Source organism: Terribacillus sp. FSL K6-0262 (genome assembly GCF_037977385.1).
In the GTDB taxonomy this organism is placed as follows: Bacteria; Bacillota; Bacilli; order Bacillales; family Amphibacillaceae; genus Terribacillus.
In genome coordinates, this window is the sequence record NZ_CP150277.1 from 1,610,984 (window position 1) to 1,634,547 (window position 23,564).

General features: G+C 47.4%; 27 protein-coding genes and 2 rRNA genes. 4 read left to right on the forward strand and 25 right to left on the reverse strand.

Translation table 11 applies throughout. The annotated features are described in order from the left end of the window. Positions 1-32: 32 nt before the first annotated feature. The 12 genes from MHI54_RS08425 to metG form a co-directional block, all read right to left on the reverse strand. Entirely contained in the window at positions 33-980 is a 948-nt protein-coding gene (locus tag MHI54_RS08425; protein WP_095217155.1) for a ribose-phosphate diphosphokinase, read from the reverse strand. Positions 981-999: 19 nt separating this feature from the next. Continuing rightward, positions 1,000-2,361, reverse strand: a complete 1,362-nt coding sequence (gene glmU, locus MHI54_RS08430; protein ID WP_095217154.1) for a bifunctional UDP-N-acetylglucosamine diphosphorylase/glucosamine-1-phosphate N-acetyltransferase GlmU — start codon at positions 2,359-2,361, stop codon at positions 1,000-1,002. Between the two features lie 213 nt (positions 2,362-2,574). Further along, the gene (gene spoVG / locus MHI54_RS08435; RefSeq protein ID WP_038562451.1) at positions 2,575-2,871 is read right to left on the reverse strand and encodes a septation regulator SpoVG; all 297 of its coding nucleotides are present in this window, start codon (positions 2,869-2,871) and stop codon (positions 2,575-2,577) included. 121 nt (positions 2,872-2,992) lie between these two features. After that, positions 2,993-3,805, reverse strand: coding sequence for a pur operon repressor (purR, locus tag MHI54_RS08440; RefSeq protein ID WP_095217153.1), 813 nt, complete (start codon positions 3,803-3,805; stop codon positions 2,993-2,995). Positions 3,806-3,859: 54 nt separating this feature from the next. Beyond that, entirely contained in the window at positions 3,860-4,729 is an 870-nt protein-coding gene (gene ispE, locus MHI54_RS08445; protein ID WP_095217152.1) for a 4-(cytidine 5'-diphospho)-2-C-methyl-D-erythritol kinase, read from the reverse strand. A gap of 115 nt (positions 4,730-4,844) precedes the next feature. After that, the gene (locus MHI54_RS08450) at positions 4,845-5,021 is read right to left on the reverse strand and encodes a small, acid-soluble spore protein, alpha/beta type (RefSeq protein WP_038562461.1); all 177 of its coding nucleotides are present in this window, start codon (positions 5,019-5,021) and stop codon (positions 4,845-4,847) included. Between the two features lie 132 nt (positions 5,022-5,153). Continuing rightward, positions 5,154-5,414 carry a Veg family protein gene (locus MHI54_RS08455; protein WP_038562465.1) on the reverse strand — a complete coding sequence of 87 codons (261 nt, stop codon included), beginning with the start codon at positions 5,412-5,414 and terminating at the stop codon, positions 5,154-5,156. 183 nt (positions 5,415-5,597) lie between these two features. Then, positions 5,598-6,476 (reverse strand): sporulation peptidase YabG, encoded by an 879-nt coding sequence (yabG, locus tag MHI54_RS08460; protein ID WP_095217169.1) that lies wholly within the window; start codon positions 6,474-6,476, stop codon positions 5,598-5,600. Between the two features lie 60 nt (positions 6,477-6,536). Then, a complete protein-coding gene (gene rsmA, locus MHI54_RS08465; protein ID WP_095217151.1) occupies positions 6,537-7,412 on the reverse strand; it encodes a 16S rRNA (adenine(1518)-N(6)/adenine(1519)-N(6))-dimethyltransferase RsmA in 876 nt (291 codons plus the stop codon). After that, the gene (gene rnmV, locus MHI54_RS08470) at positions 7,402-7,965 is read right to left on the reverse strand and encodes a ribonuclease M5 (RefSeq protein WP_095217150.1); all 564 of its coding nucleotides are present in this window, start codon (positions 7,963-7,965) and stop codon (positions 7,402-7,404) included. The genes rsmA and rnmV overlap by 11 nt, the downstream gene beginning before the upstream one ends. Before the next feature lie 10 nt (positions 7,966-7,975). Then, positions 7,976-8,746 carry a TatD family hydrolase gene (locus MHI54_RS08475; protein ID WP_095217149.1) on the reverse strand — a complete coding sequence of 257 codons (771 nt, stop codon included), beginning with the start codon at positions 8,744-8,746 and terminating at the stop codon, positions 7,976-7,978. A gap of 71 nt (positions 8,747-8,817) precedes the next feature. Beyond that, positions 8,818-10,776 carry a methionine--tRNA ligase gene (gene metG, locus MHI54_RS08480; protein ID WP_095217148.1) on the reverse strand — a complete coding sequence of 653 codons (1,959 nt, stop codon included), beginning with the start codon at positions 10,774-10,776 and terminating at the stop codon, positions 8,818-8,820. Positions 10,777-11,236: 460 nt separating this feature from the next. On the opposite strand from metG, the gene MHI54_RS08485 reads away from it, so the two are divergent. Then, positions 11,237-11,515: an AbrB/MazE/SpoVT family DNA-binding domain-containing protein gene (locus MHI54_RS08485; RefSeq protein ID WP_095217147.1), complete on the forward strand. Its 279-nt coding sequence runs from the start codon at positions 11,237-11,239 to the stop codon at positions 11,513-11,515. A gap of 38 nt (positions 11,516-11,553) precedes the next feature. Here the strand turns inward: MHI54_RS08485 and rsmI are convergent, their stop codons facing one another. From rsmI to MHI54_RS08540, 11 genes are all read right to left on the reverse strand, one after another. Next, entirely contained in the window at positions 11,554-12,429 is an 876-nt protein-coding gene (gene rsmI / locus MHI54_RS08490; protein WP_095217146.1) for a 16S rRNA (cytidine(1402)-2'-O)-methyltransferase, read from the reverse strand. After that, positions 12,407-12,691, reverse strand: coding sequence for a GIY-YIG nuclease family protein (locus MHI54_RS08495; RefSeq protein WP_095217145.1), 285 nt, complete (start codon positions 12,689-12,691; stop codon positions 12,407-12,409). The genes rsmI and MHI54_RS08495 overlap by 23 nt, the downstream gene beginning before the upstream one ends. Continuing rightward, entirely contained in the window at positions 12,678-13,421 is a 744-nt protein-coding gene (locus MHI54_RS08500; RefSeq protein ID WP_198946066.1) for a tRNA1(Val) (adenine(37)-N6)-methyltransferase, read from the reverse strand. The genes MHI54_RS08495 and MHI54_RS08500 overlap by 14 nt, the downstream gene beginning before the upstream one ends. Positions 13,422-13,494: 73 nt before the next feature. Further along, complete coding sequence (gene yabA / locus MHI54_RS08505; protein ID WP_095217143.1) at positions 13,495-13,845, reverse strand: DNA replication initiation control protein YabA; 351 nt, start codon at positions 13,843-13,845, stop codon at positions 13,495-13,497. A gap of 15 nt (positions 13,846-13,860) precedes the next feature. Further along, positions 13,861-14,685 carry a stage 0 sporulation family protein gene (locus MHI54_RS08510; RefSeq protein WP_095217142.1) on the reverse strand — a complete coding sequence of 275 codons (825 nt, stop codon included), beginning with the start codon at positions 14,683-14,685 and terminating at the stop codon, positions 13,861-13,863. 8 nt (positions 14,686-14,693) lie between these two features. After that, positions 14,694-15,680 (reverse strand): DNA polymerase III subunit delta', encoded by a 987-nt coding sequence (holB, locus tag MHI54_RS08515; RefSeq protein ID WP_095217141.1) that lies wholly within the window; start codon positions 15,678-15,680, stop codon positions 14,694-14,696. A 24-nt stretch (positions 15,681-15,704) separates the two neighbouring features. Next, a complete protein-coding gene (locus MHI54_RS08520) occupies positions 15,705-16,142 on the reverse strand; it encodes a YaaR family protein (RefSeq protein WP_340082890.1) in 438 nt (145 codons plus the stop codon). A gap of 18 nt (positions 16,143-16,160) precedes the next feature. After that, positions 16,161-16,490: a cyclic-di-AMP receptor gene (locus MHI54_RS08525; protein ID WP_093728709.1), complete on the reverse strand. Its 330-nt coding sequence runs from the start codon at positions 16,488-16,490 to the stop codon at positions 16,161-16,163. Positions 16,491-16,517: 27 nt separating this feature from the next. Further along, entirely contained in the window at positions 16,518-17,162 is a 645-nt protein-coding gene (tmk, locus tag MHI54_RS08530) for a dTMP kinase (RefSeq protein WP_340082891.1), read from the reverse strand. Continuing rightward, positions 17,159-18,580, reverse strand: coding sequence for an aminotransferase class I/II-fold pyridoxal phosphate-dependent enzyme (locus tag MHI54_RS08535; protein ID WP_340082892.1), 1,422 nt, complete (start codon positions 18,578-18,580; stop codon positions 17,159-17,161). Before MHI54_RS08535 ends, tmk begins: the two co-directional genes overlap by 4 nt. A 71-nt stretch (positions 18,581-18,651) precedes the next feature. Beyond that, positions 18,652-18,831, reverse strand: coding sequence for a sigma factor G inhibitor Gin (locus MHI54_RS08540; RefSeq protein ID WP_095217167.1), 180 nt, complete (start codon positions 18,829-18,831; stop codon positions 18,652-18,654). 317 nt (positions 18,832-19,148) lie between these two features. Here MHI54_RS08540 and MHI54_RS08545 point away from each other — a divergent pair, with 317 nt between their 5' ends. From MHI54_RS08545 to MHI54_RS08555, 3 genes are read left to right on the forward strand one after another with little or no spacing between them, the layout of a single operon-like run. Beyond that, positions 19,149-19,709, forward strand: coding sequence for a sigma-70 family RNA polymerase sigma factor (locus tag MHI54_RS08545; protein ID WP_095217138.1), 561 nt, complete (start codon positions 19,149-19,151; stop codon positions 19,707-19,709). Then, positions 19,706-19,858: a YvrJ family protein gene (locus tag MHI54_RS08550; RefSeq protein WP_095217137.1), complete on the forward strand. Its 153-nt coding sequence runs from the start codon at positions 19,706-19,708 to the stop codon at positions 19,856-19,858. Before MHI54_RS08545 ends, MHI54_RS08550 begins: the two co-directional genes overlap by 4 nt. Further along, entirely contained in the window at positions 19,859-20,098 is a 240-nt protein-coding gene (locus MHI54_RS08555; RefSeq protein ID WP_095217136.1) for a helix-turn-helix domain-containing protein, read from the forward strand. A 39-nt stretch (positions 20,099-20,137) separates the two neighbouring features. Here MHI54_RS08555 and rrf read toward each other — a convergent pair. Next, positions 20,138-20,250, reverse strand: a 5S ribosomal RNA gene (rrf, locus tag MHI54_RS08560). A gap of 259 nt (positions 20,251-20,509) precedes the next feature. After that, positions 20,510-23,434 (reverse strand): 23S ribosomal RNA (locus MHI54_RS08565). Between the last annotated feature and the right edge of the window lie 130 nt (positions 23,435-23,564).

The following is a 23,564-nucleotide window of genomic DNA, read 5'->3' on the forward strand; positions in this document are numbered from 1 at the left end:
ATTCCCTTACGACTTCAGTACTAAACATAAAATCAATCAAACAGGATACTGACGGATTGCTGTTCGTGGATACGAACGATTGCTTCACCGAATAGCGGAGCTATGGAAAGCTGTGTTATATTGTCGATTTGTTTCTCTTTTGGAAGAGGGATTGAGTTTGTAACGACAAGCTCTTTAATTTGTGAATTTTGGATTCGCTCGATTGCCGGACCGGATAATACCGGGTGGGAACACGCTGCGTATACTGCTGTTGCGCCTTTTTCTCTTAAAGCATTCGCAGCTAGCGTCAATGTTCCAGCTGTATCGATGATGTCATCGATGATGATCGCTGTTTTGCCTTTGATTTCCCCGATGATGTTCATCACTTCGGCCACATTAGGACGAGGGCGGCGTTTATCGATGATTGCGATCGGCGCTTTCAGACGATCTGCCATACGGCGTGCGCGCACTACACCGCCATGGTCAGGGGAGACAACCACGATATCTTCCAGGTTCTTTTTCTCGAAATAGTCGGATAGGATCGGAACACCTACCAAGTGGTCGATTGGAATATCGAAGAAACCTTGAATCTGCGGTGCATGCAAGTCCAATGTCAGAACGCGTGTCGCTCCGGCAGTCTGCAGGATATCAGCAATCAGTTTGCTTGTGATTGGTTCACGGGCACGTGCTTTACGATCCTGACGTGCATAACCGTAGTAAGGCATGATGATGTTGATGGTCTTGGCTGAAGCGCGTTTCAATGCATCGATCATGATGAGCAGTTCCATCATATGCTGGTTGACAGGCGCACAAGTGGACTGGACAACATAAACGTCACAGCCGCGGATGCTTTCTTCAATATTGATCTGGATTTCGCCATCGCTAAAGTGGGAGACAGTGATTTTACCTAGTTCTACGCCAATGTGGTCTGCAATTGACTTAGCTAACTCTGGATTGGAATTCAAAGAAAAAACTTTTAACGATGGATCATTATAAGGCATGTCGAGTAACCCTCCAAAATTATTTATTCTTGAAATAAGAATCTTTGTTTTCTTGTCTTGCTCTGGCAATCGATAAAGCGTCTTCCGGTACATCTTTCGTAATGGTTGAACCTGCTGCCACCAAAGCGCCTTTTCCGACTGTCACTGGCGCAATCAAATTCGTATTGCAGCCAATAAAGGCATTGTCCTCTATTTTGGTCAGATGTTTATTCTTTCCGTCATAGTTCACTGTTATTGTACCACAACCGATATTGACATCTTTTCCAACTTCGGCATCACCAATATAGCTTAGATGCGAAACTTTGCTTCCATCGGCGATGACTGATTTCTTCACTTCGACGAAGTTTCCGATTTTCACCTTGTCCCCAAGCTGTGCTTGCGGACGGATATGAGCGAACGGTCCGACATTGACATCATTCCCAATTTCGCTGTCATGCGCTACGCTCTGCTTCACGACGGTGCGGCTGCCGATTACGACATCCTTCACTTCCGAGTTCGGACCGATGACAGCATCTTCTTTGATCTCCGTCTTACCAAGGATCATCGTGTTCGGCAAGATGGTGACATCCTGCTCGATCACTGCATCAGCACTGATATAAGTCGAATCCGGATCGATGATCGTGACACCATTGCGCATATGATGTTCATTTATACGGCGTTTCATGATGCGCTCTGCTTGGGAAAGCGCCACGCGGTCATTCACACCCATCGTTTCATCGAAATCCGGTGTCTGGTAGGCAGTCACCAGCTTATTATCCTTTTTCAGCAGCTCCAGCACATCCGGAAGATAATACTCACCTTGGGCATTATCATTCGAAACATTATGCAATGCCTGGAACAATAGCTTGTTATCAAAGCAGTATGTACCCGTGTTGATTTCATCCACCAAAAGTTCTTCTGCATTGGCATCTTTATGCTCGACGATGCGGAGTACCTCCCCGGCCTCGCTGCGGATGACCCGTCCATAACCTGCAGGATCCGGAGCCTTGGCAGTCAGCACTGTGGCGCTTGCCCCCTGCTGTTCATGATGATCAAGCAATGCTTGAATGGTGTCGGCTGTGATCAGCGGTGTATCTCCGCTTAAAACGACCGTCACACCCTCTTTGTCTTTCAGGAACGCCTCGGCCTGAAGGACCGCATGTCCTGTACCAAGCTGTTCTTCCTGAAGGGCATAATCACTTGCATCTCCAAGCTGGGCTTTCACGTCCTCTGCCCCATGCCCGACGATTGTAATCAATTTATCTAATTGCAAAGAATTTAACTGGTCAGTAACATGCTGTACCATCGGTTTCCCCATCACAGGATGCAGCACTTTGTACAGCTTCGATTTCATCCTGGTGCCCTTTCCAGCAGCAAGGATGACTGCATATCGGTTTGACATGCGAACCCTCCATTCTTTTATCCTCTGTAAATATATCTTAAAATAATTGTCATTTCAACAGGATCAGAGCCTGAATTCACGTAATTCGAGATAATTCCGCATCCATCCACCCGTGCTGAATGCATAAAAATAACAGCCATTCCATATACTAGAACAGCTGTTAATCACATCTTGTATGAAAGATGACGCAACCGCCATCTGTTAAGCACCATATTAAGAAGCGCCGGCCGCTTCCTCATACTCCACTTCTATTTCTTCTCCTGCACGATGGTATTCCTGCAGTACAGCATCCTGAATCTTACTCCGTGTACCGGAATTGATCGGATGTGCTACGTCCCGGAATTCACCATCCGGTGTCCGTTTGGAAGGCATAGCGACAAATAAGCCGTTATTCCCTTCAATGACACGAATATCGTGTACGACAAACTCTTGATCCATTGTAATAGAAGCGATAGCACGCATTCTTCCCTCGGTATTAACGCGGCGTAATCTTACGTCAGTTACTTCCATTATGCTTCACCACCCTTACCTTATTTAGAACTTATTACCAGTAATTCTACATAAGACTGGAAGTTCCTGCTCCAAATAGAACTTTTTTTAAAAAAATAAGAGAAAGGATGGGAAAGCATCATCAGCTGAAATAGTTGCCTTTTTGTACCTCAATCCGCTGATTCCGTACATCGACATTCTGAATCTTGATCAACGATGTGTAATCCTCGACCACACGTTCTTCTTCTTCATCTTCCGCTTCCGCCAATACGCCGATTGCGGTAACGTTCGCATTGAATTCCTGCAGGAGACTCTTCATTCCGTTGATGGTCCCGCCTGCTTTCATAAAATCATCCACAATGCAGACATTGGCTTGATCAGGGATGCTGCGTTTGGACAATACCATCGTCTGTATCTTTCTGGAGGATCCAGATACATAGTTCACGCTGACTGTCGATCCTTCTGTCACCTTTGGATCACGTCTGACAATGACAACAGGCACATTTAAGTAAGTGGCAGCAGCATATGCAATCGGAATACCTTTTGTCGCCACCGTCACCACCACATCGATTTCTCGATCGTGGAATGCTGTTGCAAATAAGCGGCCAATCTTATCCACCGCTGCTGGTTCACCAAGTATATCACTCATGAATAGGTATCCCCCTGGCAGGAGTCTGTCGGAATCCGCCAGTTTATCGCACAGCTCCTCGATAAAAGCTGCGCTATTCTCCTGCGAGTAAACAGGGATATAGCGAACACCGCCTGCAGCGCCTGAAACAGATTGTAAATACCCGATACCTTCATGCTGGAACATATCATTTATAATGGACAAATCCTCACTGACGGAGGATTTGGCAGCAGCGTACGTCGTCGAGAAATATGGCAAAGACACCAATTGCTGCGGATGAGTCATCAAATAGTTCGTCATCGCAACCAAACGTTCACTTCTTTTCATCTCTACACCTCAAAACCGAATGTTATTGTTAGATAATAACATTCTCGTACGGTTTTAATCAAGCTCCGTTCGCCCACCGAGCATCCGCACAACATATACATGCTCGCAGAAACCCCTGAGACTGTTATAGATTCGGTAAGCACGGCTCTCCTGGGATACAAGGGAAAAGACTGTCGGTCCGCTTCCGCTCATAAGCACCGCATCTGCCCCTGCTTCACTCATCTGCTGTTTGATTTGCTTCACTTCCGGGCAAAGTTTAAGCGTGACAGGCTCCAGTACATTGGCGACTTTGTCACAGATGGATTGAAAATCGCCTTGCTCAATGGCATTTACCATTCCCTGTGTATCAGGGTGCTCGATAGTATCAATCTTTAACTGCTGATAGATGGTTTGAGTGGACACACCGATACCGGGATTCGCCAATACGACCCAGCATGCTGGCGGAGCCGGGAGTTCCTTGATTTTTTCCCCGCGTCCAGTCGATAATGCTGTCGAGCCATATACACAAAACGATACATCCGATCCGATCTTGGCTCCGAGCTCGGCCAGCGTATCCAGCGATAGCTGCAAATCCCATAATGTATTCAGACCGCGCAAGACGGCTGCTGCATCACTGCTTCCTCCAGCAAGACCCGCCGCAACCGGGATTTGCTTGTCTATGTATATCTTGACACCTTTGTCGATGTTATATGTATCTTTTATCAGTTGCGCCGCACGGTAGGCAAGATTACGTTCATCGTTCGGTACAAAGCGATTGTCCGATTCGATCTCGATCTTGTTCTCCTGTAACACGATTAACTCTATCCGGTCTGCCAGGTCGATCGTTGTCATCACCATCTCTACCTCATGATAGCCATCCGGGCGTTTATACAGTACGTCCAACGAAAGATTGATCTTAGCTGGCGCCTTTTCGAGCAAATGCATGCCATGTCACCTACTTTAGTTGAATTTCTTCAAAATTGTATCATAAAAAGAAGGTGCAGGCTATTCTGCCTAAAAAGAAGGAACCCTCCTCTTTATAAAAGAGAAGGGCCCCGCCTTATTGCTTATCGCGCATAGACTGCTCAGCCATGGCAATGGCATACTTGACCATGTTCCCGGCATCGCGGGAACGAATGCCGCCCCAGCCTTCCTTCTGTACAGTGTCGTAAAATCCAAGCTCCTTTGCAATTTCCTCTTTCAGTGCATCAGACATGATCCCTCTTCTTCTGCCCAAAGAAAACAGCTCCCTTCTGAGATTGTACGACATTCTTATTCTCTGTCCCGTCCCGTATGCTATGCCTGTCAGATCTTTGTAAATAAGGCAAAACAAAAAGCAGGAGGATATCCCCCTGCTTTCCTTCAAGCATTATTTTGCAATTTCGTTCAAATCATCCGTATCAAAATCCAATTCGACTGTTTCGGTTAAGACATCTGCATAGCTATAGGAGACACGCTCAAACGCATTCTCATCCTGATCGAGTTCTACGATGAATACAGCTGGATACGTTTCCGCAAGTACTCCGCAACGTTCGATGGTTTTCTTTCTCCCACCATTAGCTTTCAATTTTAAACGTTTACCAATTTGTCCTTCCAGACCCTGCTTAATTTCCACTAATGTTTTAGCCACTGCACTCCACCTCACTGATCTAATCATAACACATTTTAGATATGGAGTCAAATAAAACTTTTTATTATAACAGCATACCAATTTTGATGTCAATGAAAAGATTAAATGTTTCTTATTTCATTTTATTCTTTCAAATCCATACAAAATTATGCATCAGTGGCAGATTTACGATAAGTACAGCCATTAATCGTCCTCATTCACCTCATCCGGATCAACAAAAGGCAATCCTGTCCGAAGCAATCCGCGTGTCTCGATTCCGCCAAGCCCCCGTTCACCAGTCAATGTATTCCGGAGCGCGTCCCATACACCTACTTTTTCCATGAATGGGGTATATGCGACCTTTGCGACAATGTAGACCGGATCCAGGGCATGAATATTGATCCTGCTGGGAGAGCTTGCAAAATTCGCCCCTGCTCGTATCAAGGATTCAAAATGGGACTGACAAGCGCCGGCAAATATGATCAATTGATCCAAATGGGGATAGAGCCTGCGTGCCTCCCTCACCGTTTCGACAAAATACTGCGAATGACGATAGGCTCGGATATCGGATTTATCTCCCTTGTTTTTCTGGAAGGCATCATGTCCTGTAACGACGATAATATCTGGCTGGATTTTCTCCAGGAGGGAAGTGATTTGGAGCGGCATTTCTTTTTCCTGCAGATGGATGCCATGCACTTGGATGCCGAAACGCTGATAAAAATCGATGCATTTTTTCAAATATGTCTTATCCCCATCGATGTGGAGCACCTTTGCAGGAATTTGGAAGTAATTCGGGCTATGCTGATAACCTGAGGTTGATTCATAATCCCGCTTATCCTTCATCAGCAGGTAATCCTGGCGAAAGAGGCGGTAGGAGTAGTCTTCTTTGTCCTGCCATGTCTTCTTGCGCTTGGTTATTTCACGTGTCCCAGCCTTCACCAGGTCATCCCGGGGAGCATCGGCGATTAACCGCATGTCCTCTCCATGCAGGATGACTTTATTACTCGTGAAGCTGGATACACGGAACAATAAATCATGCTGATATGATTTTCTAGTGACGATATCACCGATCGCCAAATCCATTCCGTTCACCTCACCCACCAAAGCTTTCTTCTACAGCGTATGATGGATGGGCAAAAACGTTCAGAATCTGGCTGTAAAGGTGTTCGCCAAGGAAGCGAATTCCGCCATCGCAAGCGATTCTCCCCGTCTTGTACCATCGATTCCCGCTTCGCTCATGATATCCTCGAGCTCTTCTTTCGAGAAACGGGAAGCAAAATGCCTGTTCAGATTGTTACGCAGCGTTTTACGGCGCTGACCAAAGGATGCCTGAATCAAATCAAAGAAGAATTTTTCATCATCCACCTGAACCGGCGGTTGCTTGCGCAGCTCAAGATGAAGAACGGCAGAATCCACATTCGGCTGCGGCATGAATGCCGTTTTCGGCACAGTCATTACGACAGCGGCTTCCGTATAATACTGAACAGCAAGCGATAAAGAACCATAGCTTTTCGTGTTGGGCGCAGCAGCCATACGATCGGCCACCTCCTTTTGGATCATGACGGTGATACTGGAAATCGGCAGCTTTCGAGTAAGCAGATTCATCAATATCGGTGTTGTAATATAATAAGGCAGGTTTGCGACAATTTTTATTTGCTGTTCCCCGAAATAATGCTCCAGCTCCTGCTGCACATCCGCTTTCAGGATATCCTCATTCACAACTTTCACATTGTCATATGGAGACAATGTATCTTCCAGGATAGGCAATAAACGCTGATCTATCTCAAATGCCAATACCTTATCCGCCGCAATGGCGAGCTGCTCTGTCAATGCCCCCATCCCAGGTCCGATTTCGATCGCACCTGTATCTTTCGTCACTCCTGCGTGCTGGATGATATTGCGCAGGATGTTTGTATCAATCAGGAAATTCTGTCCGAGGCTCTTCTTAAAGGAAAAATTATATTTCTTAAGCAGCTCCTTCGTCCTTGTCGGGGTGGCAATATGCCGTTCATTCGTCATTGTCTTCCTCCTGTATGATTTGCTGCATCGTTTCGACGAACAGCTGCTCTGGTATCCGGAACATGGCAAGCCGCTTGAGAAGCTGTTTGCCGTTTGTATGTCCGATCGCCAGTCTCTCTCCCAGCTGCTCGCGCCGCTGTTTCGCCCTTGGTCCGCCAAGGAGGCCAAATGCTATGACAGCTTCCCTGGAGATTTCCGGTATATAGGCTTCACTCGTCTCATACACCTGCTCCAAAGCCTCACGGATTGATTCAGCCGAAGCATGCTCGATACCGATGCCTTTGTTATTGCGGGCACGCGCCTTGTCCTTTGACAGGAATGCGTGCTTGCATCCGGGTACCGCCTGGGAGACAATATGCCGGATACGCTCACCTGGATAATCAGGATCAGTAAATATGATGACACCGCGTTTTGCTTGTGCGTGTCTGATTTGTTCAATGATACCATCATGTATGGCAGACCCATTCGTCTCGATTGTGTCTGCCTGGATCGCTTGGTTTATCTTTGCCGTATCATCTTTTCCTTCCACGACAATCACTTCTTTAATTTGCACGTTATTCCCTCTATGATCTTATTTTGTATAATCTTTCGGCATTCCGGGTTGTCAGCTCTGCCAATTCCTCATACTCAATGCCGCGCAGTTCAGCAATCTGTTCAGCAACCAGCTTTACGTAAGCAGGCTCATTGCGCTTGCCCCGGTTTGGATGAGGCGCCAGATATGGGCAGTCCGTTTCTATCAGCAATCGATCCGCCGGCACCATTTTTGCCACTTCCTTCGGTGCCCTGGCATTTTTGAAGGTGACAGGACCGCCAAGGGAAATATAGAAATTCATATCGAGGAATTCCTGTACAAGATCCGCTTCATCACTGTAGCAATGCATGATACCCCCGACCTCGGCGGCTTCTTCTTCCTTCAGGATCGGAACGATATCTTGTGTTGCTTCCCGATTATGGATGATGATGGGCAGCTTGACGCGTTTGGCAAGCTGAATCTGCCGCCGCAATACATCTTTTTGGATGTCCTTCGGTGACTTGTCCCAATGATAATCCAGCCCCATCTCTCCAATCGCCACGACTTTAGGGTGTGATGCAAGCTCCTCGATACGTTCCAAGTCAGCATCGGTCATATCGATTGCATCGACAGGATGCCAGCCGATCGCCGCGTATACGAAGTCATATTTCTCTGCCAAATCGATTGCCGAAGTGATGCCCTCCGCATCACAGCCAATCACGACCAGGCGCGATACGCCTGCATCCTTGGCGCGCTGCAGCATCTCTTCCCGGTCTTCATCAAATTGCTTATCATTAATATGAGCATGTGTATCAAATAACATAGCACGATGTCCTTTCTATCTGTTAAAAAAGGAAAAACGCTTGCGTGCAAGCGTCTCCCCCTTTTTGTTCTTTATTTTACAATCGATCCGTTCGGCAAATCCTGCTCCACTGTTGCCAGTGCAAGTTTTCCATCCGCACTTTCGCCGGAAAGTATCATCCCTTCGGACATCTCTCCGCGAAGTTTGACCGGCTTGAGGTTCACCACACAAATCACTTTCTTGCCGACAAGCTCTTCCGGTGCATAATGTTCTGCAATACCAGAGATGACCTGGCGCTTCTCTGTACCTAAATCAAGCTGTATTTTCAATAGCTTATCTGCCTTTTTCACTTTATCGGCAGCGATGACTTCCGCAACCCGCAATTCCAGCTTCGCGAAGTCCTCATACTGCACTTCCGGAAGCTTTGCAGTGTCCTGCTCTTCTTTCGGCTTCGCCTTCTTCTCCGGCTCCGGAACCTTCATCATATTCTTAATCGCTTCCACTTCCACCTTTGCATCAAGTCGAGGGAAAATCGGGCCTTCCTTCTTCACTCGACGGCCTTCTTTCACTTCTGTTGCAAGAAGGGTATCCCATTCTTGGCTTGCTTCTTCTACCCCAAGCTGCGCAAAGATTTTAGCTGGCGTTTCGACAAGGAATGGACGAAGCAGAATAGCCACTTGACGCAGCACCTCCGCCAGGTGAGCCAGCACATTTCCCAGGCGATCGGCTTGCGCTTCGTCTTTTGCCAGCACCCAAGGCTTCGTTTCATCGATATATTTGTTAGCACGGCTTACTAACTGCCAAATCTTCGCAAGAACAACGGAAAACTCCATGTTCTCCATGCCTTCTTCCACTTCCTTGACAGTTTGTTTTGCCATGTCTTCCAATGCCCGTTCGAATTCCGTCTCCCCAGCAACGTAGGCTGGCACGATACCTTCTTTATATTGGCTGATCATGGCTACCGTACGGTTAAGTAAGTTGCCTAAATCGTTGGCCAGGTCAAAGTTCGTGCGATCGACGAAGCCTTCTGGCGTGAACACGCCGTCTGCTCCAAATGGCACTTCACGGAGCAGATAGTAACGAAGCGGATCAAGACCATAGCGTTCCTTCAAATCGACCGGACTTACGACGTTCCCCTTCGATTTACTCATCTTGCCGTCTTTCATCAGGATCCAGCCATGCGCGAACACTTTCTTCGGCAGCGGCAGATCCAATGCCATCAGCATGATCGGCCAGTAAATCGTATGGAAACGAACGATTTCCTTACTCATCAAATGCACATCGGCCGGCCAATATTTCTGGTAGAGGCTGTCATCATCGGAGCCATATCCCAATGCCGTGATATAATTGGTAAGCGCATCGATCCATACATAGATGACGTGCTTCGGATTCTCAAGTACTTTTGGTCCCCACTCAAATGACGTACGGGAGACAGCCAAGTCTTCCAAGCCCGGTTTGATGAAGTTGTTGATCATTTCATTTTTCCGGCTCACCGGCTGGATGAATTCAGGATTCTCCTCATAGTATTTCAGCAGGCGATCTGCATATTTGCTCGTGCGCAAGAAATAGGATTCCTCTTTCACGCGATCGACTGGACCTCCGCAATCCGGGCATCTGCCATCTTCCAGCTGTGTCTCGGTGAAGAAGGATTCACAGGAAGTACAATACCAGCCTTCATATTCATCCAAGTAGATATCATCCTGTTCCAATAGCCTGGAAAAGATCTTTTGTACAGTTTCCTTATGACGAGGTTCAGTCGTACGGATGAAATCTGTATTCGTGATCTCCAGCGTCTTCCAGAGTGATTTAATATCTTTTACGATGTTATCCACGTATTCCTGCGGCGTTACTCCTTGTTCTTCCGCTTTGCGCTGGATTTTCTGACCATGTTCATCCGTACCAGTCAAATACGCGACATCATATCCGCGCAGACGCTTATAACGAGCCATCGCATCACCTGCCACTGTCGTATAGGCATGTCCGATGTGCAGCTTGCCACTCGGATAATAGATTGGCGTAGTAATATAAAATGTTTTATTCTCTTTCTGCATCTGCTAACCCTCCATTATAAAAAAAGCTCACCAGCGCGAGCCGCTCGTATCGTTATTACACTTACTCTCTATTGTAGCGACTTTCGGTCATAAATTCCAATCCAGCAGAAAAATTTTCTTCTCTAAAGCGACAAAAAAATAAGCAGATATACGTATTTCTATGGTAATAATCCAACACATGAATCGAATGTGTCGAATAATGTCGAGCATTCGACAAATCCCCTTATCTTCTTTCTATTTATTTTTCACTATTTATCTTACTTATTTTACATATGCATCCATAATAACGGTATTAAATACCTAAAATTTTCCCTTTAATCTGTTTTTACTGCCAGCAACATGCTGGAATTCAAGATTTTTGAATTGACACTTATGTCAATCACTGGTACGATAAGCAGTAGTTAAATTGTCGAATAATGACGAATAAACATATATAAACACCCGAGAGGAGAAACAATGAATGAAATCAACAGGTATTGTACGTAAAGTAGACGAACTGGGAAGAGTTGTTATCCCGATCGAATTGCGCCGCACCCTAGGAATCAACGAGAAAGATGCTTTGGAGATCTATGTAGATGACGATCGCATCATCCTTAAAAAATACAAACCGAACATGACTTGCCATATCACTGGTGAAATCTCCGATGATAACTTGTCCTTGGCAAACGGTAAACTGGTTCTTAGCCGCGAAGGTGCAGAAGAGCTGATCAACGAAATTCAAGCACGTCTGAACAAATAATAAAAACCGCTCCGGCTTTGGAGCGGTTTTCTTTTTATTTACCCGATATGATAGGCCTGATACACATCCCGTTTGGGGAGCTGGCGATCCACAGCCACTTGCTTGATCGCTTGCTTTGAGGATGAACCCTCATTTTCCATATACCATTCGACATGTTCCCGTACACTCATTTCCTGCCAGAAGGCTTGCTCTTCTTCCAGCTGTTCCGCTTCCGAAGCTCCTTCAACGACAAGGCAGAACTCCCCTCTCACTGTTTCAGAGGCTGCCCAATCCAATGCTTCCTGCAATGTCCCTCTCAGGAATTCTTCATACCGCTTTGTCAGCTCCCTGCCTAGTGCCACCCTTCTATCACCGAAGGCAGCCAGCAAGGCAGCCAGTGTCTCTTTCAAGCGATGCGGACTTTCATAGAAAATCAGCGTCGCTGCCACTTTTCGAAGCTTCTCCAATTCACCTGTCAGTTCCTTCTTCTTCCGCGGGAGGAATCCATAAAATTGATAGGCATCTGTCGAAAGTCCGGATCCGACCAATGCGACGAGCGCTGCATTTGCCCCCGGCAATACAACGACCGGAAACCCGGCTTCGGCTGACGCCTGGACCAACTCCTGACCTGGATCGCTAATAGCCGGCATACCAGCATCGCTGACCAGACCGACATTCTTTCCTTCCCCCAGCAGATCCAGGAGCATCTGTTCCCGAGCTTTTCGATTATGCTCATGATAACTGATGAGCGGTGTCGAAATTTCAAAGTGGTTAAACAATTTTTTGGTATTCCGTGTATCCTCTGCAGCAACAGTATGTACTTGTTTTAAAGTCTCCAGCGCTCTCAGCGTAATATCCTGCAAGTTGCCGATCGGCGTGGGAATGATGAACAGCGTTCCTTTGTCCTGTTGTTCAAAACTTTTCTGTGATTGCATTCTGCTTTCCTCCTTCCTGGACGAGAGCCCACTTTCGATGTTTCGGAAGCTGTTTGATCCGGTATTCCTCCCGAAGGGCAGCCTGCCGGGAATCAAAGCCTCTTAAATAAACAAGGATAAAGGGACCCCTGCCTTTTGTATATTTTGCTCCTTTACCAGCAGCGTGCTGCTTCAAGCGTTTAGCGAGCGCATTTGTATATCCTGTATAAAGACTTCCATCCTTGCATTTCAGCATATAGACGAGATGCTCACTTGCTGCCATACAGGATTTCCTCTAGTTCTTCCGTATATCCCCCGTCTTCCTTATGGGAATACAGCGGCGGCAGGATTTTCAAACCGGGACTGCCATTACGGACACCTTCGATCAGAAGGATGTTCGCTTCTTTGCCAGGCTTCGGATAAACAAGCCGCATCCGTTTCGGTTCGATTTTCTGCTCGCGCATGGAGGTGACGATATCCAGCAATCGATCCGGGCGATGCACGAGGCTGACCTTTCCGCCTGGCTTTACGAGTTTCCGGCAGGCCAGGATGACATCCTCGAGGGTGCACATGATTTCATGACGGGCAATGGTCAAATGCTCATTCATGTTCTGCTCCCGTTTGCCTGGCGTCTTGAAATAAGGCGGATTACATGTTATCGCATCAAAAGGGCCGTTTCCCAAGACAGCCGGCATATCCTTCAAATCACCATGTATCATCTCCAGCTGATCCTCCAGTCCATTCAGGGCAACATTCCGCACAGCCATGTCATACAGACGCTCCTGAATCTCGACACCTGTCATCTGTGCTTTCGTCCTTCTGCTGAGCAATAAAGGAATCACAGCATTACCAGAGCATAAATCCAATATCCTCCCCCTTGAAAGAGGAATCGATGCAAAATCAGCCAGGAGTACTGCATCCAATGAGAAAGCAAATACAGTCGGACTCTGGATGATGCGCATCTTTTCTTCGGCAAGCAAGTAATCCAGCCGCTCATCTCCTTTTAATTCCACCATATGGTTAATTCCCTTCTCGTATTTTTACAAAAAAGGACCTTCCCTACTAAGTGTAAGAAAGGCCGTCACATCATTTATTCTTATTCAAGAACGTCAAACAGAACAAGCAATCTTCATTTCGTCTCGGACTGCCGAAGTGCACGTTGCAGATATGGAACCCTTCCTCATACAAACGTGCCAGGTTATCATACCCTTCGCCAATCGGTGCTTCCTTGGACGGTGTGGCAATGCTGCCGGCTTTCTGTTCCTGATCAGCTTGGCCATCAAGACGATTGCGCAGATGATGGTTTTCTACCGTCAGACGGTTATTCTCTTCCAATAGCTCCGCCACATGACCCTTCACATCACCCAATTGCTTGTACAGCTGTCCGATTTGCTCTTCCATCTGTGTGACATGCTCTAATATTTCCTTCTTATTCACCGTCTCTCCACCCCATTAATCCATGGCTTGCGTTGAGATAACTCCTTCTTCGATCAGTTCATCTAAGGTATACTCGATAACCCGTTCCTTTTCCGGCACTTCAATCTGAATCAACCGTTCCAAAATGTTCAAGCCAACTACCTTACCCGATCCGTAAGAAGTCCGAATCGCTTCACCTAAATCCGGAAGCTCACGTTTCGCCTCTTCATACTCATCATTTTCATACTTCAAACAGCACATCAGCCGTCCGCACAAACCAGAAATCTTCGCAGGATTCAACGATAGATTCTGATCCTTTGCCATCTTGATCGACACTGGCTCAAAATCCCCCAGGAAGGTGGAACAGCACAGCATCCTTCCGCATGGACCAATACCGCCAAGGAGCTTGGCTTCATCGCGAACCCCTATCTGTCTCAGCTCGATCCGTGTCTTGAAGACCGCAGCCAAATCCTTCACCAGATTCCTGAAATCGACACGGCCATCAGCCGTGAAGTAGAATATGACCTTGTTCCGGTCGAATGTATATTCGACGTCGACCAAATTCATTTCAAGCTTATGTTCCCGAATCTTTTTCTCACAAATCTTATGTGCTTGCGCAGCATTCTCTGTATTCTCAGCTACGCTGAATTTATCTTTGTCTGTTGCGATACGAATGACTTTTTTCAGAGGAAGGACAACATCCTCTTCATCCACTTGCTTATTTGCAAGCACAACTCGTCCAAATTCCACGCCGCGAACAGTCTCTACAATAACATAATCGTCCAAGGCAATCGAAAGTGTGCCTGGATCGAAATAATAGATCTTACCCGCCTTTTTAAAACGGACACCAATGACTTGCATCTACCAATTCACCTCTGCATCTGAAGTGTTAATTTCTCCATGACTAGTGCAGGATGGACATTCTGGTCTAATTGGCGTTTCGCTTCCATAATGGACTGCAGGGCATCCGTGGCCCGCTGCCTCGTCCAATGGCGAAGGCTGTTTTCAAGCCTGTCTTTCTCCTGTATATAGATAATGGAATCCGGCCTGTCAGCATAAAGATAGATTATATCTTTAAACCACAACAATAGCAGATGTAACGCCAGCTGCTGCAGCTCGCGATCCTTCATCACAGGCATCCATTGACTATGGATAAACAAAAGCGCTTCATTAGGCCTGGTTTCCAGCACTTCTACTAATTGTACCACTAGTTTTCGCGCTTTAGCAAACCACTCTTGACTGGAAATTTCCATTGCTTCATCATAATTCTGCGTCAGCTGGGACAAAAGCCGGGCTGATGACTGCGGCAGACCTTCCGAAATGAGCAATTTCTCGAACTGCCCTTCATGCAGCGGCTGCAGCGCGAGTATCTGGCATCTGGATTGTATGGTCTGAAGCAGCGCCTGACTGTTTTCCGTCAATAGGATCGCTGTTGTTTGGGCCCCAGGCTCCTCAAGGAACTTAAGCAAGCGATTGGATGCATTGGCTGTCATCTTATCTGCATCTTCCATTACGTATACTTTGCGATCGGACTCCATCCCTGTATAGGAGAATTCCTTTTGCAGCTGGAGTATCTGGTCATTCTTTATCGAGGCGCCATCTGGTACGATCCAATGGAGATCGGGATGGTTGCCCGAATCGATGCGGCGGCAATCCTTGCAGTCATTGCAAGGCTCGGCACCAGTGCGATGTTTACAAAAGATACTCTTGGCAAACAAGCGGCTCAATGCTGTTTTGCCGGTTCCGCGCGACCCTTGGAATATGTAGGCATGGGAAATACGGTCGCGTTTCAGGCTGTTGACGAGCATCTTACTGACAACAGGCTGTTTCGTAGACATTTCAGCCCAATTTGACATAATGTTCTTCCTTTATCAGTTACTTCATGTGTATAGATTGAAAAGAAGCCCTTTGATCTCTCCGATCAGACCAAGAACGCCGATCTGCTGCTTTTCCTGATCCATCAAGATCTCCGTCAGCTCCATCAGCTTCTCATCGATCTGCCGGACAGTCGTGAGCTTCCGGGATCCGTGCTGGCTCCAGGAATGCTCGTGATGCAGCTCCATCCCGTTATCCTTGACATCTTCCATGAATTTTTTGATCTTCCGTTTATACAAAGCAAGTTCGCGGAACGAACGTGTTCGCGCGAGCCGTTCCCCTTGCTTGGTGATGTCCGTGATCAGCTGCTGTAATTCCTGTCCTTGCAGTTTCCTGCTTTGGGACTGCACCAGCTCCTGGAATCTTTTGGGCTCGGCTGGTGCCTGCGAAGTATTCTTACGTGCAGCATCCAGCTGCGCACGTATATCGGGACCGATTTTCAACGGTATTGTCTCCTTTATTTAAAACTTGAAAAAGGAATCGACAGGCAGTACGAAAACAGTAGCTCCGCCGACCTCCACTTTGACCGGGTTCGGGATATAGGAGTCTGCATTGCCGCCCATTGGAGATATCGGCGCCACCATCTGATTGCGCTGACTGCAATTATCCTTGATGATATCCAGTACATCATCGACTTGATCATCCTCACACCCGACCATCAGCGTTGTATTACCTGCTTTCAGGAAGCCTCCAGTCGTGGACAGCTTGGTCGTTTTGAAATTCTGATCCCCAAGTGCATCTGTCAGCCTGTTGCTGTCTTTATCCTGAATGATTGCCAATACTAGTTTCATCTTATTTCCTCCTCCAAATCTTATCCATTACTTTTCTTTATCCTGCAAAAAAGCCATGATCTCCTGCACAGCATCTTCTGCCACGTCGGCAAGCGGTTTGGAAGCATCGAGTGTCACATAGCGGTGTTTGTACTGCTCCCGAAGAATCTGATATCCCTCATAGACGCTTTCATGGAAGGACAAGGCCTCCAAATCCAATCGATTCTGTTCCCTACCTTTATTCTCCGAAATTCGCGCCAATCCTGCTTCTGGGGATATATCAAAAAATAATGTCAAATCTGGCATGGTATTTTCGACAGCGAATCGATTGATGTCCAATACTTCTTCCATTCCCAGGCCTCGAGTGTAGCCTTGGTAAGCCAAACTGCTGTCGACAAAACGATCGCATAGTACAATCATTCCCTTTTTCAGCGCCGGCCACACCTTCTCCACGAGATGCTGTCTTCTTGCAGCTGCATAAAGCAGCGCCTCCGTGCGGCCATCCATGCTTGTATTGGCTGGATCCAGAATCACCGCGCGAATCGCCTCTGCTATCTCGATCCCGCCTGGTTCACGTGTAGCCAGCACCTGGTAGCCCTCTTTTTCCAATCGAGCTGCCAGTAGCGGTATAGCAGACGTTTTTCCCGCACCTTCTCCGCCTTCAAGCGTAATAAACAATCCTGTCAAAATCATTCTCCTTCTTCTAAACCTCTATAGGTGAACATCCCTTCTTCAACGCGTTCATTTTGAAAAGAGATATTGTTGTTCTTCCATAATTGTATCATTTCCACATGCTGTTTTGTAACGATTTCTCCTTTTGCCAATACCGGTATCCCTGGTGGGTAAGGAATGATTGCTTCTGCTGCGATACAGCCGACAGCCTTGGACCACTCCGTGAAAAACGGCTGCCGATCCTCCATCTCTGCATAACTTACCCGCAGCTCCTGGATAGGCTCGGAAAAAAGGTGGGCAGCTTCCTGAGGCTCATGCTTGAGCGGTTCTTCCATCTCGTCCATGGCAATTTTAATGCGATTGAAATCGTCTTCGGATATTGCTTCCAATCCATGAACGAGCAGAATATGCCGATTTGTAACCAATTCCGGAAAGATACCGGCTGTTTCCAGCATGTCTGCAACCTGCTTTGGCTGATATTCCGGCCGTACACGCAAAACAATCTTCAGCCAATCACCGGATGGTCTTTCCACCTCCCATAAATCCGATGAAGCAAGCAGCTTTCGCAATGCATCGACGGCTTGATGAAGGTGCTCCATATCCGCAGGCTTACGGGTAGCCAAGTAACTCCTGGCTGTATCGAGTGATGCCAGCAGTAAATAAGAAGGACTGCTGGACTGCAGCATCCTCAAATAACGATCAATAGAAGGAATGGAAACATAATTGCCATTCATATGCAGATAGGAAGCCATCGTGAAGGCCGGTGCCATTTTATGAGCAGACTGGACGACTACATCTGCTCCAGTCTCCAAGGCACTCATAGGCAGTGTGTCTGATGCCCTAAAATGAACTCCATGAGCCTCATCCACCAAAACCGGTATATGATGCTTGTGTGCTTCTTCCACCGCTTTCCTCAAATCAAAAGCCGTGCCAAAATAATCCGGATACGTCACGATGAGCGCCTTTGCCTCCGGATACTTGGATATTGCTTCCTTTATCGTTTCCTGCGCGGGATGGGTATACCTTTCTTTCTCCCCATCATACACTGGTGCCAGGAAGATAGGCTTTGCCCCGGCAAGCTCCAGCCCATTCAATATCGACTTATGACAGTTGCGCTGTACAAGCACTGGATCATTTCTTTTAATTACTCCCAATATCATGGCTAGATTCCCGACAGTACTTCCACCGACAAGAAAACGCGTTTGCTGTGCACCGAAATAAGACGCTGCCAATTGCTGCGCCTCGGCAATCACATCATCGGGAGCATGCAGATCATCCAAGCCTGTCAGCTCCGTCTGATCGAGCAATGCTGCATGTTGAAGGAACGTTTCTTTTCTAAAGAGCGCTCCATTTTTGTGCCCCGGCACATGGAACGAGATTGGCTTCATTTGCGCAAACCGTACCAATCTATCATATAACGGCGTATCCAGCTGATTCATTCTGTTCTTCCTTTAGCTTTTTTCATTTATTATACGCACACATACAGAAAGAAAAAAGCCTTGTACAGGCTTTAGTGGAATGTCATTTGATTCAAGTTCCGAAGTTTTTTTACAAAGTAATGATATTGTACTTCCTTCGGTTCTGTCTGGATGATTTTCTGCTCACATTCCTTGCAGATAAATAAACGATACAGATGTATTCCCTCTTGCTTCTCTTGGTCACAAATTCCGCATAAGCAGCTTTTGCTCATCATACTCCACCTCCGTTAGGTTAGTTTCTCCTAAACTAACGAACTTCATACCTGCCAATCTTGTATTCTAAGTTTATGTTCACCTCTCAGGGATGTTGTTTGTACGCTTTGTACGTATTGACGTTGTCATAGGAAGAACTTCTTCCCTTTTATAAACTATAGGGTACAGGAGGAAACTCTCCTATGCTCCCCGCAGCAGACAGCCCTGATGGACAAGCAGGTTGGGACTGTCCGAAAAAGTCTTTTCAAAAAGGCTGATTTTTTTTACACTAAAATAGAACATATGTTCGTTTTTTTAGTTGAAAGGAGGAACATACATGTGCAGCAAGGAAAAGCCTGAGCAAAATAAAATTCATCCGAATGCAGCCCTGATGCAAGGCTTCCTGAAAGAAGAACAGCACCGATCCATATACGAACAAGCAACTCGTTATCCTTCTGCGGCTAACCTGCAAAAGCTAAATGCTGCTTTTCAGCAATTCTATACAGAAATACAGCTAACGAATTACCTTACGATGACCCTTAGCTATTACGCAAGAAACTACAGCAAACAAGCATCGAAACTTTCAGGCAAGGAATTGACCATCCTTGATCAGCCAGCAAGCGAAGAACAGGAACACACAAAAAAGGAGATGCTTGTCGCAAAAGAAAACACAACTGCGTACAAATGGGAACAAGCAATTCATGACCCGGATCTCCTGATTGCCATTCAAGGGCTGCCTACAAAGCAGAGACATTATTTAGAGCTCCATTTCATTCATCAGCTCACCCATACCGAGATTGCTGAAAAATTGAATATCTCTCAGCAAGCTGTTTCAAAGTCGATCAAAGCCGCACTTGGGAAGCTCCGTTCAGCTCTTCCGAAAGGAGATGCACCATGACGACAGAAAGCATTGTTTCCATGATCGGTAATCTTGGATTCCCCATTGTAGTCTCGTTTTATCTGCTCATACGTCTCGAGCAAAACATCAAGCGCCTGGAACAAACACTCCAGGCGCTGATAGATCAGATCCAAAAAGGAGGAAATTGAATGAATACATTGCTTGATCTCACCATCAGAGCAAAAGAAGACGATACAGCTGCGCTGGAAGCTGTCCTTATCCGTTTCCAGCCCAAGATAAAAAAATTGAGCAGCAGCGCTCCCTATGCATGGAAAGAAGATATGGAACAAGAGCTGTATATCCAGCTAATCAAAGCAATTCACCGCTTTGAAATCAAAGAGGTGGAGCCTCAATGGGATTTTTCACATCAACTTATTTCTGCAATATAAAAAATCCCTGATCCACATAAGGATCAGGGATTTCATTTTGCCTGGCAGCGTCCTACTCTCGCAGGGCGAACCCAACTACCATCGGCGCTGAAGAGCTTAACTGCTGTGTTCGGCATGGGAACAGGTGTGACCTCTTCGCTATTACCACCAGACAATGCAAGAATTCATATGGAATGAACCCTCAAAACTAGATAAGAAACATCCTTGCTGTACATCTCATGCGTGCCAAGCACCGGAGTGCTTGGTCTTTGGCGTTGACTTACTAAGGGATCTGGCGCTGCGGCTAGATCCAGCTCCAAAGGCCAGAAACTATGGCCTAAGCGATAAATCCCTTCGTGAAGAAGTACACTCCACTACGGGCTTTCTCGCTTATTCCTACGTTTCTAAACGGCCTTTTCCGCTTTTCGTTTTTTAGTTAAGTCCTCGATCGATTAGTATTCGTCAGCTGCACGTGTCACCACGCTTCCACCTCGAACCTATCTACCTCATCGTCTCTGAGGGATCTTACTCATTTAAAATGATGGGAAGTCTCATCTTGAGGGGGGCTTCATGCTTAGATGCTTTCAGCACTTATCCCTTCCGCACGTAGCTACCCAGCTGTGCTCCTGGCGGAACAACTGGTGCACCAGCGGTGCGTCCATCCCGGTCCTCTCGTACTAAGGACAGCTCCTCTCAAACTTCCAACGCCCACGACGGATAGGGACCGAACTGTCTCACGACGTTCTGAACCCAGCTCGCGTACCGCTTTAATGGGCGAACAGCCCAACCCTTGGGACCGACTACAGCCCCAGGATGCGATGAGCCGACATCGAGGTGCCAAACCTCCCCGTCGATGTGGACTCTTGGGGGAGATAAGCCTGTTATCCCCGGGGTAGCTTTTATCCGTTGAGCGACGGCCCTTCCATACGGCACCGCCGGATCACTAAGCCCGACTTTCGTCCCTGCTCGACTTGTAGGTCTCGCAGTCAAGCTCCCTTCTGCCTTTGCACGCTACGAATGATTTCCAACCATTCTGAGGGAACCTTTGGGCGCCTCCGTTACTCTTTGGGAGGCGACCGCCCCAGTCAAACTGCCCACCTGACACTGTCTCCGAACCGGATGACGGTTCTGGGTTAGAATGTCAATACAGCCAGGGTGGTATCCCACGGATGCCTCCGCCGAAGCTGGCGCTCCGGTTTCCAAGGCTCCCACCTATCCTGTACAAGCTGTACCAACATTCCATATCAGGCTACAGTAAAGCTCCACGGGGTCTTTCCGTCCTGTCGCGGGTAATGCGCATCTTCACGCATAGTATAATTTCACCGGGTCTCTCGTTGAGACAGTGCCCAAGTCGTTGCACCTTTCGTGCGGGTCGGAACTTACCCGACAAGGAATTTCGCTACCTTAGGACCGTTATAGTTACGGCCGCCGTTTACTGGGGCTTCGGTTCACAGCTTCGGGACGAAGTCCCTAACCATTCCCCTTAACCTTCCAGCACCGGGCAGGTGTCAGCCCCTATACTTCGCCTTACGGCTTTGCAGAGACCTGTGTTTTTGCTAAACAGTCGCTTGGGCCTTTTCACTGCGGCTTCTCCTAAAAAGAAGCACCCCTTCTCCCGAAGTTACGGGGTCATTTTGCCGAGTTCCTTAACGAGAGTTCTCCCGATCATCTTCGGTTACTCACCGTGCCTACCTGTGTCGGTTTGCGGTACGGGCACCTATTTCCTCACTAGAGGCTTTTCTTGGCAGTGTGAAATCAGGAACTTCGGTACTAAATTTCCCTCCCCATAACCGCCTGGAATCATGTTGAGTGGATTTGCCTGCTCAACTTCCTCACGGCTTGGACGCGCATGACCAGCAGCGCGCTTTCCTTATCCTCCTGCGTCCCCCCATCGTTCAAGCGGATTTAGGTGGTACAGGAATATCAACCTGTTATCCATCGCCTACGCCTTTCGGCCTCGGCTTAGGCCCCGACTAACCCTGAGCGGACGAGCCTTCCTCAGGAAACCTTGGGCTTTCGATGAAAGAGATTCTCACTCTTTTTTCGCTACTCATACCGGCATTCTCACTTCTAAGCGCTCCAGCCGTCCTCACGATCGACCTTCACAGCCCTTAGAACGCTCTCCTACCACTGACATCGTAGATGTCAATCCGCAGCTTCGGTGGTGTGTTTAGCCCCGGTATATTTTCGGCGCAGCGTCACTCGACCAGTGAGCTATTACGCACTCTTTCAATGATGGCTGCTTCTAAGCCAACATCCTGGTTGTCTAAGCAACGCCACATCCTTTTCCACTTAACACACACTTTGGGACCTTAGCTGGCGGTCTGGGCTGTTTCCCTTTCGACCATGAACCTTATCACCCATGGTCTGACTCCCAAAGTAGATTGATTGGCATTCGGAGTTTGACTGAATTCGGTAACCCGATGAGGGCCCCTAGTCCAATCAGTGCTCTACCTCCAACCATCATCCTTTGAGGCTAGCCCTAAAGCTATTTCGGAGAGAACCAGCTATCTCCGTGTTCGATTGGCATTTCACCCCTACCCACACCTCATCCCCGCACTTTTCAACGTGCGTGGGTTCGGGCCTCCAGTCAGTGTTACCTGACCTTCACCCTGGACATGGGTAGATCACACGGTTTCGGGTCTACGACCACCTACTATGTCGCCCTATTCAGACTCGCTTTCGCTGCGGCTCCGTCTTTTCAACTTAACCTTGCAGGGGATCGTAACTCGCCGGTCCATTCTACAAAAGGTACGCCGTCACCCATTAACGGGCTTCGACTACTTGTAGGCACACGGTTTCAGGTTCTATTTCACTCCCCTTCCGGGGTGCTTTTCACCTTTCCCTCACGGTACTGGTTCACTATCGGTCACTAGGGAGTATTTAGCCTTGGGAGATGGTCCTCCCGGATTCCGACGGAATTTCACGTGTTCCGCCGTACTCAGGATACACTCCGGAGGAAACCACATTTCAAGTACAGGGCTCTTACCTTCTATGGCGGGCCATTCCAAGCCGCTTCGTCTACATGGTTTCTTTGTAACTCCAAAGGAGTGTCCTACAACCCCAGAAGGCAAGCCTTCTGGTTTGGGCTGATTCCGTTTCGCTCGCCGCTACTTGGGAAATCGCATTTGCTTTCTCTTCCTCCGGGTAATGAGATGTTTCAGTTCCCCGGGTCTGCCTCGCATCACCTATGTATTCAGTAATGCGTACTATCCAATAACGGATAGCGGGTTCCCCCATTCGGAAATCTCCGGATCAAAGCTTACTTACAGCTCCCCGAAGCATATCGGTGTTAGTCCCGTCCTTCATCGGCTCCTAGTGCCAAGGCATCCACCGTGCGCCCTTCTTCACTTAACTAATAACGCATGATGCATTAAATCGCGACAATATATATTGTCTTGCTTTAAAGTTTGATGTTCTGGCATGTTGTTTCTTATCTAGTTTTCAAGGTTCACAAGAGAGATTGATCTCTCAAAACTGAACAAAC

Bases quoted from the DNA above. Each gene is read 5' to 3' on its own strand.
- MHI54_RS08425 (WP_095217155.1), bottom strand. From the start codon at position 980: ATGCCTTATAATGATCCATCGTTAAAAGTTTTTTCTTTGAATTCCAAT.
- glmU (WP_095217154.1), bottom strand. From the start codon at position 2,361: ATGTCAAACCGATATGCAGTCATCCTTGCTGCTGGAAAGGGCACCAGG.
- spoVG (WP_038562451.1), bottom strand. From the start codon at position 2,871: ATGGAAGTAACTGACGTAAGATTACGCCGCGTTAATACCGAGGGAAGA.
- purR (WP_095217153.1), bottom strand. From the start codon at position 3,805: ATGAAAAGAAGTGAACGTTTGGTTGCGATGACGAACTATTTGATGACT.
- ispE (WP_095217152.1), bottom strand. From the start codon at position 4,729: ATGCATTTGCTCGAAAAGGCGCCAGCTAAGATCAATCTTTCGTTGGAC.
- yabG (WP_095217169.1), bottom strand. From the start codon at position 6,476: ATGGATTTGGCGATCGGTGATATCGTCACTAGAAAATCATATCAGCAT.
- rsmA (WP_095217151.1), bottom strand. From the start codon at position 7,412: ATGACGAATGAACGGCATATTGCCACCCCGACAAGGACGAAGGAGCTG.
- MHI54_RS08475 (WP_095217149.1), bottom strand. From the start codon at position 8,746: ATGTTATTTGATACACATGCTCATATTAATGATAAGCAATTTGATGAA.
- metG (WP_095217148.1), bottom strand. From the start codon at position 10,776: ATGCAGAAAGAGAATAAAACATTTTATATTACTACGCCAATCTATTAT.
- MHI54_RS08485 (WP_095217147.1), top strand. From the start codon at position 11,237: ATGAAATCAACAGGTATTGTACGTAAAGTAGACGAACTGGGAAGAGTT.
- rsmI (WP_095217146.1), bottom strand. From the start codon at position 12,429: ATGCAATCACAGAAAAGTTTTGAACAACAGGACAAAGGAACGCTGTTC.
- MHI54_RS08495 (WP_095217145.1), bottom strand. From the start codon at position 12,691: ATGGCAGCAAGTGAGCATCTCGTCTATATGCTGAAATGCAAGGATGGA.
- MHI54_RS08510 (WP_095217142.1), bottom strand. From the start codon at position 14,685: ATGCAAGTCATTGGTGTCCGTTTTAAAAAGGCGGGTAAGATCTATTAT.
- holB (WP_095217141.1), bottom strand. From the start codon at position 15,680: ATGTCAAATTGGGCTGAAATGTCTACGAAACAGCCTGTTGTCAGTAAG.
- MHI54_RS08525 (WP_093728709.1), bottom strand. From the start codon at position 16,490: ATGAAACTAGTATTGGCAATCATTCAGGATAAAGACAGCAACAGGCTG.
- tmk (WP_340082891.1), bottom strand. From the start codon at position 17,162: ATGATTTTGACAGGATTGTTTATTACGCTTGAAGGCGGAGAAGGTGCG.
- MHI54_RS08535 (WP_340082892.1), bottom strand. From the start codon at position 18,580: ATGAATCAGCTGGATACGCCGTTATATGATAGATTGGTACGGTTTGCG.
- MHI54_RS08540 (WP_095217167.1), bottom strand. From the start codon at position 18,831: ATGAGCAAAAGCTGCTTATGCGGAATTTGTGACCAAGAGAAGCAAGAG.
- MHI54_RS08545 (WP_095217138.1), top strand. From the start codon at position 19,149: ATGTGCAGCAAGGAAAAGCCTGAGCAAAATAAAATTCATCCGAATGCA.
- MHI54_RS08550 (WP_095217137.1), top strand. From the start codon at position 19,706: ATGACGACAGAAAGCATTGTTTCCATGATCGGTAATCTTGGATTCCCC.
- MHI54_RS08555 (WP_095217136.1), top strand. From the start codon at position 19,859: ATGAATACATTGCTTGATCTCACCATCAGAGCAAAAGAAGACGATACA.